Origin of the sequence: Sinisalibacter lacisalsi (assembly GCF_014640115.1) — a bacterium.
GTDB classification, from domain to species: Bacteria; Pseudomonadota; Alphaproteobacteria; order Rhodobacterales; family Rhodobacteraceae; genus Sinisalibacter; species Sinisalibacter lacisalsi.
The window spans coordinates 95,427-107,681 of record NZ_BMGI01000001.1 but is presented as its reverse complement, the minus strand read 5'-3'; the positions used below and the strand labels follow the sequence as shown (position 1 = coordinate 107,681).

Here is a 12,255-nt window from a genome sequence, read left to right as displayed (position 1 = left end):
CCTCACCTCGTTCTTATGCGTAGAGGCAGCGTTTGACCCGTTCGAGGGCCTGCTGCGTCTCGTCTTTCGGGGCCACTAGGGCAACCCGGATATAGCCCCGTCCGGGGTTCGTTCCGTTCACCTCGCGGGCGAGGTAGGCGCCGGGCAGCACCCGAACGCCCGTTTCGGTCCAGAGCTTCAGCGCCGCCGCCTCGCCATCGTCGACCGGTAGCCACAGGAAAAAGCCCGCTTGCGGCGGATGATAGCCGGGCACGTCGCCAAGCACCGCGTCGGCCACCGCGTATTTTTTCCGGTAGAGCGCGCGCGAGGCGGTCACATGCGCCTCGTCGGCCCAGGCGCGCTCGGCCACGCGCTGCAGCGGCAGCGGCAATGGCGCGCCGGCATAGGCGCGAAGCTGTTTCATCCGCGCGATGCTCTCGGGGCCGCCCGCGGCGAAGCCCGCGCGCAGGCCCGGCAGGTTCGACCGTTTCGAGAGCGAATGGAAGATCACCACGCGCTCGGGGTCGGCCCCGCCCTCGGTGGCCACTTCCAGCGCGCCCGGCGGCGGCGTGTCGCGGTAGACCTCCGAATAGCACTCGTCGGCGAAGATCTGGAAATCGTGCTTTTCCGCCAGCGCGATCAGCGACGCCCAGTCTTCGCGGCTGGCCACCGCACCCTGCGGGTTGGAGGGCGAGCAGAGAAAGGCGATCGCGGTGCGGTTCAGGATCTCCTTGGGCAAGGCGGTGTAATCGGGCAGGAAGCCGGTCTCTTCCGTGGCGGGCACGAACACGGGTTCGGCTCCCACCGCCTGCGCGGCAACGGCATACACCTGGTAGAACGGGTTGGGGATGAGCACCACCGGCCGTTGCCCGCGCACCTCTTCGGGGCAGAGCGCCACGGCGGCGTTGAAAAGCCCCTCGCGGGTGCCGTTGAGCGCCATAACCTGGGTCTCGGCATCAACCGCCACGCGATAACGCCGCTCGATCCAGGCCGAGATCGCGGCGCGCAGTTCCGGCGTGCCCTCGTTGGGCGGGTATTTTCCGAAGCCCGCGAGGTTGTCCGCGATCACCGAGCCGACGAAATCGGGCATCGCATGTTGCGGCTCGCCGATGGTCATATGCACCACGTCGCCGCCCGGCGCATGGGCGTCGAGCAGTCTCCGCAAACGCGGGAACGCATATTCTGGCAAGCCGGAAAACCGCTCGGGAAACGTCATCGCCTGTATCTGCCTCTGGTTTCGGGGTCATTCGCGCCCCGATTTGGTCCAGAATAGCCGTTCCGCGTGGCGCGGTCCAGAAAAAGGCTGAAAATCCCGCTGCTTGGGGTGGAGATATGTGGCTTTTAGGTCAAGGCCGCTTCGGCGGCCGCGGCGATTCGGAGCAGGCGCTCCTCGCCCATCGGCGTGCCGAGAAACATGATCCCGGCGGAGGGCACGCCCGTTGGCAGGGTGATCCCGGCGCCCCCCATGAGGTTGCCGATGCGGGTGTTGTTGAGCGTCAGCAGGTTCTCCGTCACGTAGTAATCGTGATCGGAGAGCAGCCGGTCGGCCTTTGGCGGCAGGTTGGCGGCAGCCGGCAGGATCACGGCGTCGAACCCGGCGGTGAGGCGGCGGTATTCGCCGCGCAGCCGCTCCAGCTTCTGCCATGCGGCAACGAAATCTGCACCGCTGAACGTGCCGCCGGCGCGGAAGCGTTCGAGGATCTGGTCAAACATCAGGTGCGGCCGCGCCTCGATCTCCTCGCGCCAGGTCGCATAGGCCTCGGTGGTGTAGAGGATCGCCGACATCGCCATCGCCTCGTCCACCTGTTCGAGATGCGCGCGGTCGATCTCGGCGCCCGCGTCGGTCAGCCGCGCCACCGCGCGTTCGAACCCGGCCATCGGCCCTTCGCGCACGTCGCGCAACCCGTTTTCGAGGATCAGGAAGCGCCGGCCCCGCAGCGTGATGCCCTCCAGGTCGGCGGCGCGCGCCCGGCCTTCGAGCGCGGCGAGAAACAGCGCGCAATCCTCCACGTTGCGGCAGAGCGGGCCGACCGTGTCGAAGCTCGCCGCCAGCGGCACCACGCCCTTGAGCGAAAGCCGCCCCGAGGTGGTCTTCAACCCGACCAGATCGTTCCACGCCGCCGGGATGCGCACCGAGCCGCCCGTGTCCGAGCCGATTGCGCCGGGTGCGAGGCCGAAAGCCACGGAGGTGGCCGCACCGGAGGACGAGCCGCCCGACACCGCCTCGGGGTCGTGCACGCAAGGCGGCGTTTCGGTCACCGGGTTGAGCCCCAGACCGGAGAAGGCCAGTTCCGACATATGGGTTTTGCCGAGGCCCACGAGGCCCATGGCGGTGGCATTCTGCAACACTTCAGCGTCTTGTTCGGGCACCCGTCCCGCCAGCAGCGCCGACCCGGCTTCTGTGGTCACGCCGGCAGTGTCGTAAAGATCTTTCCAGCTCACCGGCACGCCATCGAGCGGCCCGCGCCGGGTTCCGGCCTTCGCGCGCATCGCCGCCGCCTCGGCCTCGGCCATGGCGCGCGCCTCGGTGAGGCGGGCATAGATTCGGGTTTGCAGCGGATGGGCCTTGATCGCATCGAAGAAGGCACCGGCCAGATCCACCGGGTCGATCCGCCCCGCGCCGATCGCGCGCCCGAGATCGCCCGCGCTCATAAAAAGCCAGTCATCCGCCATCCGCATCCCTCCAATTTGACGCGACGGTAGCGGCGCGCGGGCGCATGGACAATCCCGATTTCCCGCGCCAAAGATGAGGCCATGAAACTCGACAGTGACATCCTGATCGTAGGCGGCGGGCTCAATGGTCCGGCGCTCGCTTTGGCGCTGGGCGATGCGGGCTTCGACGTGACGGTGATCGACGCGTTGAAGGCCGGCACGCGCGGCGAAGACGAATTCGACGGGCGCGGCTATGCCCTCGCGCTCGCCTCGCAGCGGCTGCTCAAGGCCATCGGCGTCTGGGACAGGGTGGGCGACAACGTCACGCCGCTGCTCGAGATCCGCATTTCCGACGGCAAGCCGGGCTCCGGCCCCGGGCCTTTCGTTCTGGAGTTCGACAACGGCGAGCTTGACGAGGGCCCGATGGGCTACATGGTCGAAGACCGCTTCCTCGCCCGCGCCCTCCTCGAAGCGATGACCGCGCACCCGAAGGTCACCCTGATCGACGGTGCTTTGGTGACGGCGCAGGAGGTTGGCCCGGCCAGCGTTACCCTCACGCTCGACAGCGGCAAGACGCTTGCCGGCCGCATGGTGGTGGGCTGCGACGGGCGGCGGTCGGGCGTGGCGGAGCGCGCCGGGATCGGGCGGCACGGTCACGATTACGGCCAGACCGCTCTGGTTTGCGCCATCGAGCATGAAAAGCCGCACCACGGCGTTGCGCACCAGTTCTTCATGCCGCCGGGGCCGCTCGCCATCCTGCCGCTGCCCGGCAACCAATGCTCCATCGTCTGGACGGAAAGCCATGCCGAGGCAGCGCGCATCCATGCGCTCGACGACGCCGGCTATCTCGAAGAATTGCGCCCGCGTTTCGGCGACTTTCTCGGCGAGATCCGCCTTGCCGGACGGCGCTTCACCTATCCGCTCAACCTCACGGTCGCCGATGCCTTCGTGGCCGACCGCGTGGCGCTGGTGGGCGACGCGGCGCACGGGATGCACCCGATCGCGGGGCAGGGGCTGAATGCGGGCCTGAAGGATGTGGGCGCGCTCGCCGAGGTGCTCACCCTGGCGAAACGGCGGGGCGAGGATTACGGCCGGATCGACGTTCTCGAACGCTACCAGCAATGGCGCCGCTTCGATGTGACCAGCATGGTCACCGCGACCGAAACGGTGAACCGGCTGTTCTCGAATGACAACCCGATTCTTCGCACCGTGCGCGATATCGGGCTGGGCGCCGTCAACGCCATGCCAAGCCTGCGCCGGGGCTTCATCCGCGAGGCGGCGGGCCTGACGGGTGATCTGCCGAAGCTGTTGCAGGGGCGGCAGATCTGAGGGTCAGCGTTTGGCGCAGAGCCTCAACTGCTGGTCATACATCAGCGCGCGGTCGTTGACCTCGTCGGCGATCCTGAGGAGCCATGTCTTGCTCTTGTAGCTGCCGCGCAGATAGCCCGTGCGCCCGTCGTGGTAGGCGAGATACTGGTTGCGCGTGTCGTTCAGGGGCACGCCGGTTTCAAGCAGGGTGAGGTTCATGTACCAGCCCATGAAATCGGTCGCGTCCTTGATGTCGTCGCGCTTGGCGAAGCGTCCGCCATCGGTGCGCCTGTACTCCTCCCAGGTGCCATCGAGCGCCTGGGCGTAGCCATAGGCCGAACTCTGGCGGCCGAGGGGGATGACGCCCAGCGCGTATTTCATCGGCGTGCGGTTGTTCCCGATGAACTTCGATTCCTGGTAGATCATGGCCATCAGCACCGGCACGGGCACGTTCCACTTGCGCTCCGCCTGTTTCATCGCGCGCAAGTATTCCGGTCGTTGTTGCACGATCGAGCAGGCGTCGTCGAGGTTGCGCGGCGCCTGGAAATCCTTGCTGCCGCATGACGCGACAAGCACAAGAAGTATGATCGTGCGAAGAAGTCTGCTCATCTGCCCCTCGCAACACTTTTATTTTTTCAGATAGCATAGCCCAAACCGGCCGATGAGGAAATGGGGCTGGATCACAAAGGCGCGCGTGGGCGGTATCGTGGCAACGGTCACAGGCGTGAAGGCGACGGTGGCGGCTGTGTCACCGCCCGGGAGGCGGAGAAGCGATTCGGTTTTTCGAGGCCGCGGCCTGGCACGAGGACGCCGATCGGCACCGGCGGGAAAACGGGTGGATGATTTCGGGCACTGTCAGGACGAGGTTCACAGTCTGTTTCCCACAAAATCGGCCCGGTTGCATGGACAAGCCCGGGTGCGAAGCATTAGTAATTGCGCGGGGGTTGTTGGACTATGCTTAAAACGCGGGCAAAATATCATCTTGGACAGGTCGTCCGTCACCGGAAGCATCCCTTCCGGGGTGTGATCTTTGACGTCGACGCCGCCTTCAGCAATACCGAGGAATGGTATGAGGCCATTCCCGAAGACAGTCGGCCCTCGAAGGATCAGCCCTTCTATCACCTGCTCGCCGAGAACGATCAGAGCTACTACGTGGCCTATGTTTCCGAGCAGAACCTCGTTGCCGACTATTCCGGCGAGCCGGTGGATCACCCCGATGTGCCCGAGCTTTTCGGTGAGTTTGAAGACGGGCACTACCCGCTGTATTTCCAGTTGAACTGAGCGACCGGCCGGTTCCGCGCCATTGTCCGGCGAAGGCGATGCGCGGCCGCTTGCCCGCCCCGTCGCCTTGCCGGTCGAGTGATGCCAGCCGCGACCGGTCGTGAGCGTGTGTGCGCTGTGACGGGCGATTCGTGCGGGTCACGGCAGCGGCGCGGGCGCCGTTGGCAGTCGGTTCACGCCGACTGCACGGATGCATATCCAACGATGCGGGAAGAAATGAACCTCGGTGCCGCGCGCTGGGTGGGGGCTGTTAGACGCGGCACCGAGGGAAGCCTATGCAGCTACACCCGAAGATTGGCTCTGCAATCTGTCCATGATTGGGAACCAATCGGGCAATTCCGCGGCAATTGGGTCGTGACCGGCGCCGCCGACCGTGGCGAAATCCGCCTCAATTATGCAAGGAGGCATCAAGCTGGATGCAGAACCGGAGCTCGTTGCGATTGCCCGAGCGGTGATACTCGAGATCGTCTGTCAGTTCGCGGATCAGATGCCAGCCAAACCCGCCCTCGGGCAGATCATCGGCGGTAACGTCAAGATCATGCGGCCTGCCGCCGGGAGCGCTGCCGCCGGGCATCGGGCGGCCGTCGTCACGGATCACGAAGGCCAGCGCGATTCCCCGGTGCGAAACGTCGAGCTCGATCACGCCCCGGCCGTGATCGGCATAGGCATGTTCGACCACGTTGTTGAGAACTTCGGCCAGCACGATCTCGACCACGCCGACATGCCCCTCGGCAACGCCCATCTCGTGAAACGCGCGCATCGCGGCCCTGAGCGCGCCGCGCACCGAGAGCGAATCGCCCGGGAAGACGAGGCGAAAACGCCCGTTCGGGGTTGGCTTGCCAACAGAATGATCGCGGGCTGACCCCATGAAACCGAACGACCTAGCCAGCATTCTTGAGGCCGACGCCGATCGCGGAGATATCCGGGTGAATGGTGAACACCGTGTCCATCCGTGTGAGGCGGAACACCTTGGCCACCTTGGGTGTGAGACCGGAGAGTTCGAGCCGCCGCCCGTCCGCCATCTGCTTCAGCGCCGCCACCACGGCGCCGAGTCCGGAACTGTCGAGAAAGGTGACGCGCGACAGATCGAGGATGACGCGCATCGGCCCATTGTCCGACAACTCGCGCATCCTGTCCTTGAACTGGATCGCGACTGCGGCATCAATCCGGTCTTCGGCCACTTCGACGATCCTGATATCTTCGCTGTCATGACAGACGAGATCCATGCCCTTTCTCCTTTGCCCGTGTTGTGTTTTGAAGGAGGGTAAGGCGCGAGCGTTACCATTCGGTAAGCGCGATGCGAGAACGGAGATCCAATGGCCAGGGGCGAAATCGTGATCGCGGGGAGCGCCCGCACCCCGATGGGCAGCTTTCAGGGCGGCCTCACCGGGATGAGTGCGTCGGAGCTCGGCGCGCGGGCGATTCGGGCGGCTTTGCAGGACGCCGGCGCGCGGCCCGGCGATGTGCGTGACCTCATCATGGGCAACGTGCTGATGGCAGGCCAGGGCCAGGCCCCGGCCCGGCAGGCGGGTTTCGGGGCCGGGCTGGGCGCCGATGTGCCCGCGACCACCGTCAACAAGATGTGCGGCTCGGGGATGAAGACGGCGATGATGGCGCATGATGCGCTGGCGCTGGGGGCCGACGGCGTGATCGTTGCGGGCGGGATGGAGAGCATGACGCAGGCGCCCTATCTTTTGCCCCGGATGCGGGCGGGTCAGCGTATCGGCCACGGCGCGGTGCTCGATCACATGTTCACCGACGGGCTCGAAGACGCCTACGAGGAAGGTCGGCTGATGGGTAGCTTCGCAGAAGACTGCGCCGCCGCCGAGGGGCTGAGCCGCGAGACCCAGGATGATTACGCCCGGACATCGCTGGAGCGCGCCCGCGCAGCGCAGGCCGCCGGGGCCTTCGATGCCGAGATCGCCCCGGTCACCGTGCCCACGCGCGGCGGCGAGCATATCGTGAGCGCCGACGAACAGCCCGGCCGCGCCAATCCTGACAAGATCGCCAATCTCCGCCCGGCTTTTCGCGAGGGCGGCACGGTGACGGCGGCAAACTCGTCGTCGATCTCCGACGGCGCGGCGGCGCTGGTGATGTGTTCGCAAGAAACCGCAAGGGCGCTCGGGCTCAACATCCGCGCCCGGGTGGTGGCCCATGCAAGCCACGCCCAGGCCCCGGCGGAGTTTCTCACCGCACCGATCGGGGCGGCGCACAAGCTGCTGGACCGGGCCGGCTGGACGGCGGCACAGGTCGATCTCTGGGAGGTCAACGAGGCCTTCGCGATCGTGCCGCTGCTGTTCATGCGCGCGCTTGGCGTCTCCCACGACCGGCTCAACATTCACGGCGGTGCCTGCGCGCTCGGCCACCCGGTGGGCGCCTCCGGCGCGCGGATCATGGTCACCCTGCTCCACGCGATGGAGCGGCAGGGTGCGCGGCGCGGGGTCGCGGCAATCTGCATCGGCGGCGGCGAGGCCACGGCGATGGCGGTGGAGCGGGTGTGATGGGCTACGACGAGCTGCACAAGCGCATCGCGGCGCTCTGCGCGGGCGAGACCGACCCCGTTGCGCTGATGGCCACGCTCGCCTGCGAGGTGCATCAATTCGATGACCGCTTCGACTGGACGGGCTTTTACCGCGTCGTTGCACCCGGTCTTCTAAAGGTCGGCCCCTACCAGGGCGGGCATGGCTGCCTCACCATCCCGTTCGAGCGCGGTGTCTGCGGCGCGGCGGCCCGCAGCGGATCAGTTCAACTGGTCGATGATGTCGAGGCCTTTGCCGGTCACATCGCCTGCGCCGCCTCGACCCGCTCCGAACTGGTGCTGCCGGTATGGAACGGTGCAGGCGACCTCATTGCCGTGTTCGATATCGACAGCGACAAGCCCGCGGCCTTCACCGAGGAAGACGCCGAGGCGCTCGCGGCCATACTCGCAGAGGTCTTCGCGCCATGCTGAAAGGGTCCTGCCTCTGCGGCGACGTGCGCTTCACCGTCACGGGGCAGGCCTTCGATCCGGCCGCCTGCCATTGCTCGCAATGCCGCAAGATGTCGGGCCATGTCTGGGCTGCCGCCATCGTCGCCGAAGACGGGATCGAGATCGAGGGCGAGGTGCGCTGGTTTGCGGCCAGCCCCCGGGCGCGCCGGGGCTTCTGCCCGCGCTGCGGATCGTCACTGTTCTGGCAGGAACACGGCTCGGGCAACATGGATTTCGCCCTCGGTGCCGTCGACGGGCCGACGGGGATGCACCTTGGCCGGCATATTTTCACCGAAGACAAGGGCGACTACTACGACATAGCGCAAAGCGAGCCGCAACAGGAGGGCGAAGGGTGATCGCCGGACTCGATCCGGTGAACGTCGCCGCGTTCCTCGGTGCGGGCCTGCTGCTGAACCTCACGCCCGGGTCGGACGTGATGTTCGCCTCTGCCTCGGGCCTCGCGGGCGGCCCGCGTGCGGGCATCGCGGCGGCCCTCGGCGTTGCGCTGGGCGGCCTGCTGCACACCGCGCTCGCGGCGGCGGGGCTGGCGGCGCTGCTCGTCGCCTCTCCCCTGGCCTTCGACGCGGTGCGCTGGCTCGGGGCGGGCTACCTCCTTTTCCTCGCCGTGAAATACTGGCGGGCCGGTCCGGCGCAGGGCGTCGCGGGCACGGCCGGGCTGGGCCGCGCGATCCGCCGCGGTTTCGTCACCAATGCGCTTAACCCGAAGGTGGCACTCTTCGTGCTCGCCTTCCTGCCCCAGCTCACCGATCCCGCCACCGGGCCGGTCTGGCAGCAGATCCTCGTGCTCGGGCTTCTGTTTTCCACCACCGGGTTCTTCGTAACCGCCGGTTACGGCGCCCTCGCCGGGGTGGCGGGCAAGGCGCTGGGGCAGGCGACGGGATGGATGGGCAAGGTCGCGGCGGTTATCTTCGGGCTTCTCGCGCTGCGGCTCGTCGTGGAGTAGGCGCGGGGCTTGCGATCAGGCGCAGGCTCTGCGACAGGGCCGGGATGAGCGCTGATTACACCCCGCCCGACACGCCCCTCGAGATCCTCCACCAGGATCACGAAATCCTGCTGGTGAACAAGCCCGCGGGCCTCTTGAGCGTGCCCGGCAAGGGCGACCACCTTGCCGATTGCCTGCTGGCGCGGGTGCAGGCGGCCTTCCCCGAAGCGCTGCTCGTCCACCGGCTGGATCGTGACACGTCCGGCGTGATGGTCTTTGCGATGACGCCCCACGCGCAGCGCGCGCTCGGCCTGCAATTCGAGAAGCGGCAAGTGAAAAAGACCTACGTCGCAAGGGTCTGGGGGCATGTGGCCGAGAAGATCGGGCGGATCGACCTGCCGCTCATCGTCGATTGGCCGAACCGGCCGCTGCAACACGTCGATTTCGAGCGCGGCAAGCCCGCGGTGACCGATTGGCGCGTGCAGCGACACGAGGACGGCACCACCCGCGTGCGGCTCTACCCGCAAACCGGGCGCAGCCACCAGTTGAGGGTGCACATGAAGGAAATCGGCCACCCGATCCTCGGTGACCCATTCTACGCGGATGGCCCGGCGCGTGATTTCCCCCGCCTGATGCTGCATGCCGAGAACCTGCGGCTGCGCCATCCCGACGGCGGCAAGGGGATGAGCTTCTCGGCGAAATGCCCGTTTTGAGCGTGATTACACTGCTCACTTCCCGGCTTTCCCCCTCCTTCATCCTGGCCCAAATACCTCGGGGGGTCCGGGGGGCAGCGCCCCCCGGCGGATCGCCCGCGTCAGCCGGCGAAACCTACTCGTTCGCCCAGCCGCCGATGGCCTTGATCTCGAGGAAATCCTCGATCCCGTAAACCCCGCCCTCGCGGCCGTTGCCCGATTGCTTCATGCCGCCGAAGGGCGAGCCGAAGCTGCGCGACTGGCCGTTCATCTCCACCATCCCGGAGCGCACCTTGAGCGCCACCCGGTTGGCGCGCGCGCCGTCCTGGGTCTGGATGTAGTTGGTCAGGCCATAGACGGTATCGTTGGTGATCGCGATCGCTTCTTCCTCGCTTTCGAAGGGGATGATCGAGAGCACCGGGCCGAAGATTTCCTCGCGCGCGATGGTCATGTCGTTGTTCACGTCGGCGAAGACGGTGGGCTTGACGTAGTAGCCGCGGTTGAAGCCCTCCGGCAGGCCGGTGCCGCCGGCCACCAGCCGTGCGCCCTCGTCGATGCCTTTCTGGATCAGGTCCTGGATCTTCTGCCATTGCGTCTTGTTCACGACCGGGCCGATGTGGCGGCCTTCCTCGTGCGGGTCGCCGACGGCGATCTTGTTGGCCATCGCAGCCGCTTGCTCGACCGCCTGGTCATAGATGTCTCGCTGCACCAGCATCCGGCTCGGCGCGTTGCAGCTCTGCCCGGTGTTCTGCATCATGTCGATCACGCCGCGCTTGACCGCCTTTTCATCGGCGTCGGCGAAGATGATGTTGGCGCCCTTGCCGCCGAGTTCGAGGTGGACGCGCTTGAGCGTGTCGGCGGCATTCTTCGAGATCGCGATGCCGGCCCGGGTGGAGCCGGTGAACGACACCATGTCGACATCCGCGTGGCCGGTGAGCGCAGTGCCCGCGCCCATGCCGTCGCCATTCACGAGGTTGAACACGCCCGGCGGGAAGCCCGCCTCGTGCATGAACTCGGCAAACAGCATCGCGTCGAGCGGACTCTCCTCGGAGGGTTTGAGCACCATGGTGCAGCCGGCGACCGCGGCGGCGACGACCTTGAGCGTGATCTGGTTCATCGGCCAGTTCCAGGGCGTGATCAGGCCGCAAACGCCGACCGGCTCGTAGACGATGCGGTCGTTCGGGGCGCGGTCGGAAAGCGGGCGGATGAACTCGAATTGCTTCGCGGCGGCGATGAATTCCTTGATGTGGAAGGTGCCGGCGCCAACCTGGTTGTTACGGCTCATGTCGATCGGCGCGCCCATGGCGAGCGTCATCGCCTGCGCCATCTCCTCGGAGCGGGCGAGGTAGACGTCGAGCAGTTTTTCCACCAGAGCGATGCGTTCGGCGGGCGGAGTTTCCATCCAGGCCGGGAAGGCAGCCTTGGCGGCGGCGACGGCCTTGTCTACATCGGCCGCCGATCCCATCGAGATCACCGCCACGGCTTCCTCGGTTGAGGGGTCGATCACCTCGTGGTCGTTCGACACCTCGGGGGCGACCCATGCGCCATTGATATAGAACTCGCGTTTCTCGATCATGTCTCTCTCCTGTTTCGGATTTGGCGCCACTGTGTCACCGCCGCTCGGGAAGAACAAGCCGGGCTGCGACACGCCGTCGCGCCCGCGTCTATTGGGCGTTTGCGGGCCATTCAAGGGGTTCACATCGCCGGATTAGAATTTATCTAAACCCTCAACAGACACTCGATTGACAGGAGGCCTCCATGGGACTGCGCATCAACGATACCGTTCCGAATTTTCACGCAAAAACCGACCAGGGCGAGATCGATTTTCACGACTTCATCGGTGACAGCTACACCATCCTGTTCTCGCACCCGAAAGACTTCACCCCGGTCTGCACAACCGAGTTCGGCGCCGTCGCCCAGCTCGCCGACGAGTGGGAAAAGCGCGGCGTGAAGGTCATTGGCCTTTCGGTCGATACGGTCGACGAACACGTGAAGTGGAAATCCGACATCGAGACCTTCTCGGGCGCGAAAGCGAACTTCCCGATCATCGCCGACGATGATCTTTCCGTGTCGAAGGCGCTCGACATGCTGCCCGCCGAGGCCTACCTGCCCGACGGTCGCACCGCCGCCGATTCCGCTTCGGTCCGTGTGGTGTTCATCATCGGGCCCGACAAGAAACTGCGCCTCTCGATGACCTACCCGATGTCGGTGGGCCGGAACTTTGCCGAAGTTCTGCGCGCGCTCGATGCCGTGATGGCCACCGATGGTGTGCCGATCGCCACGCCGGCGAACTGGACCCCGGGCGAGGACGTGATCGTTGCGCTGAGCCTCACGACTGACGAGGCGAAAGAGAAGTTCGGCGAGGTGAAGGAAACCTTCTCCTACCTGCGCACCACCGCGGACCCCAACAAGTAAGGCCCGCACCGAAGGCA

The 12,255-nt window shown here is 66.3% G+C and carries 14 protein-coding genes; 8 read left to right on the top strand and 6 right to left on the bottom strand.

Annotation, left to right across the window (positions count from 1 at the left end; all coding sequences use genetic code 11):
• Nucleotides 1–13 precede the first annotated feature (13 nt).
• On the bottom strand, nt 14–1,195 hold the full coding sequence (locus IEW01_RS00525) for an aminotransferase class I/II-fold pyridoxal phosphate-dependent enzyme (RefSeq protein ID WP_188525654.1): 1,182 nt from the start codon (nt 1,193–1,195) through the stop codon (nt 14–16).
• Nucleotides 1,196–1,320: 125 nt separating this feature from the next.
• On the bottom strand, nt 1,321–2,652 hold the full coding sequence (locus IEW01_RS00520) for an amidase (protein ID WP_188525653.1): 1,332 nt from the start codon (nt 2,650–2,652) through the stop codon (nt 1,321–1,323).
• Nucleotides 2,653–2,733: 81 nt separating this feature from the next.
• On the opposite strand from IEW01_RS00520, the gene IEW01_RS00515 reads away from it, so the two are divergent.
• On the top strand, nt 2,734–3,960 hold the full coding sequence (locus IEW01_RS00515) for an FAD-dependent monooxygenase (protein WP_188525652.1): 1,227 nt from the start codon (nt 2,734–2,736) through the stop codon (nt 3,958–3,960).
• A gap of 3 nt (nt 3,961–3,963) precedes the next feature.
• Here the strand turns inward: IEW01_RS00515 and IEW01_RS00510 are convergent, their stop codons facing one another.
• On the bottom strand, nt 3,964–4,548 hold the full coding sequence (locus IEW01_RS00510) for a transglycosylase SLT domain-containing protein (RefSeq protein ID WP_188525651.1): 585 nt from the start codon (nt 4,546–4,548) through the stop codon (nt 3,964–3,966).
• A 345-nt stretch (nt 4,549–4,893) separates the two neighbouring features.
• On the opposite strand from IEW01_RS00510, the gene hspQ reads away from it, so the two are divergent.
• Nucleotides 4,894–5,220: a heat shock protein HspQ gene (hspQ, locus tag IEW01_RS00505; RefSeq protein ID WP_188525650.1), complete on the top strand. Its 327-nt coding sequence runs from the start codon at nt 4,894–4,896 to the stop codon at nt 5,218–5,220.
• A gap of 388 nt (nt 5,221–5,608) precedes the next feature.
• On the opposite strand, the gene IEW01_RS00500 is transcribed toward hspQ, so the two are convergent.
• Nucleotides 5,609–6,088, bottom strand: a complete 480-nt coding sequence (locus IEW01_RS00500) for an ATP-binding protein (RefSeq protein ID WP_188525649.1) — start codon at nt 6,086–6,088, stop codon at nt 5,609–5,611.
• Between the two features lie 13 nt (nt 6,089–6,101).
• Entirely contained in the window at nt 6,102–6,446 is a 345-nt protein-coding gene (locus IEW01_RS00495; RefSeq protein WP_188525648.1) for an STAS domain-containing protein, read from the bottom strand.
• Between the two features lie 90 nt (nt 6,447–6,536).
• Between IEW01_RS00495 and IEW01_RS00490 the strand changes: the two genes are divergently transcribed.
• Genes IEW01_RS00490 through IEW01_RS00470 form a run of 5 tightly spaced genes read left to right on the top strand, consistent with a single transcriptional unit; the run spans nt 6,537 to nt 9,844 of the window.
• A complete protein-coding gene (locus IEW01_RS00490; RefSeq protein ID WP_188525647.1) occupies nt 6,537–7,721 on the top strand; it encodes an acetyl-CoA C-acyltransferase in 1,185 nt (394 codons plus the stop codon).
• Nucleotides 7,721–8,170: a free L-methionine (R)-S-oxide reductase MsrC gene (locus tag IEW01_RS00485; protein ID WP_188525646.1), complete on the top strand. Its 450-nt coding sequence runs from the start codon at nt 7,721–7,723 to the stop codon at nt 8,168–8,170. Before IEW01_RS00490 ends, IEW01_RS00485 begins: the two co-directional genes overlap by 1 nt.
• Nucleotides 8,164–8,544 carry a GFA family protein gene (locus IEW01_RS00480; RefSeq protein WP_188525645.1) on the top strand — a complete coding sequence of 127 codons (381 nt, stop codon included), beginning with the start codon at nt 8,164–8,166 and terminating at the stop codon, nt 8,542–8,544. Before IEW01_RS00485 ends, IEW01_RS00480 begins: the two co-directional genes overlap by 7 nt.
• Entirely contained in the window at nt 8,541–9,152 is a 612-nt protein-coding gene (locus IEW01_RS00475) for a LysE family translocator (protein WP_188525644.1), read from the top strand. The genes IEW01_RS00480 and IEW01_RS00475 overlap by 4 nt, the downstream gene beginning before the upstream one ends.
• 44 nt (nt 9,153–9,196) lie before the next feature.
• Nucleotides 9,197–9,844, top strand: coding sequence for an RluA family pseudouridine synthase (locus IEW01_RS00470; RefSeq protein ID WP_188525643.1), 648 nt, complete (start codon nt 9,197–9,199; stop codon nt 9,842–9,844).
• Nucleotides 9,845–9,959: 115 nt separating this feature from the next.
• Here the strand turns inward: IEW01_RS00470 and IEW01_RS00465 are convergent, their stop codons facing one another.
• Nucleotides 9,960–11,399, bottom strand: coding sequence for an aldehyde dehydrogenase family protein (locus IEW01_RS00465; protein ID WP_188525642.1), 1,440 nt, complete (start codon nt 11,397–11,399; stop codon nt 9,960–9,962).
• A 182-nt stretch (nt 11,400–11,581) separates the two neighbouring features.
• Between IEW01_RS00465 and IEW01_RS00460 the strand changes: the two genes are divergently transcribed.
• Complete coding sequence (locus IEW01_RS00460; RefSeq protein ID WP_188525641.1) at nt 11,582–12,238, top strand: peroxiredoxin; 657 nt, start codon at nt 11,582–11,584, stop codon at nt 12,236–12,238.
• The last annotated feature ends 17 nt before the right edge of the window (nt 12,239–12,255 follow it).

Bases quoted from the DNA above. Each gene is read 5' to 3' on its own strand.
- IEW01_RS00500 (WP_188525649.1), bottom strand. From the start codon at position 6,088: ATGGGGTCAGCCCGCGATCATTCTGTTGGCAAGCCAACCCCGAACGGG.
- IEW01_RS00525 (WP_188525654.1), bottom strand. From the start codon at position 1,195: ATGACGTTTCCCGAGCGGTTTTCCGGCTTGCCAGAATATGCGTTCCCG.
- IEW01_RS00490 (WP_188525647.1), top strand. From the start codon at position 6,537: ATGGCCAGGGGCGAAATCGTGATCGCGGGGAGCGCCCGCACCCCGATG.
- hspQ (WP_188525650.1), top strand. From the start codon at position 4,894: ATGCTTAAAACGCGGGCAAAATATCATCTTGGACAGGTCGTCCGTCAC.
- IEW01_RS00480 (WP_188525645.1), top strand. From the start codon at position 8,164: ATGCTGAAAGGGTCCTGCCTCTGCGGCGACGTGCGCTTCACCGTCACG.
- IEW01_RS00515 (WP_188525652.1), top strand. From the start codon at position 2,734: ATGAAACTCGACAGTGACATCCTGATCGTAGGCGGCGGGCTCAATGGT.
- IEW01_RS00485 (WP_188525646.1), top strand. From the start codon at position 7,721: ATGGGCTACGACGAGCTGCACAAGCGCATCGCGGCGCTCTGCGCGGGC.
- IEW01_RS00470 (WP_188525643.1), top strand. From the start codon at position 9,197: ATGAGCGCTGATTACACCCCGCCCGACACGCCCCTCGAGATCCTCCAC.
- IEW01_RS00495 (WP_188525648.1), bottom strand. From the start codon at position 6,446: ATGGATCTCGTCTGTCATGACAGCGAAGATATCAGGATCGTCGAAGTG.
- IEW01_RS00510 (WP_188525651.1), bottom strand. From the start codon at position 4,548: ATGAGCAGACTTCTTCGCACGATCATACTTCTTGTGCTTGTCGCGTCA.
- IEW01_RS00520 (WP_188525653.1), bottom strand. From the start codon at position 2,652: ATGGCGGATGACTGGCTTTTTATGAGCGCGGGCGATCTCGGGCGCGCG.
- IEW01_RS00460 (WP_188525641.1), top strand. From the start codon at position 11,582: ATGGGACTGCGCATCAACGATACCGTTCCGAATTTTCACGCAAAAACC.
- IEW01_RS00465 (WP_188525642.1), bottom strand. From the start codon at position 11,399: ATGATCGAGAAACGCGAGTTCTATATCAATGGCGCATGGGTCGCCCCC.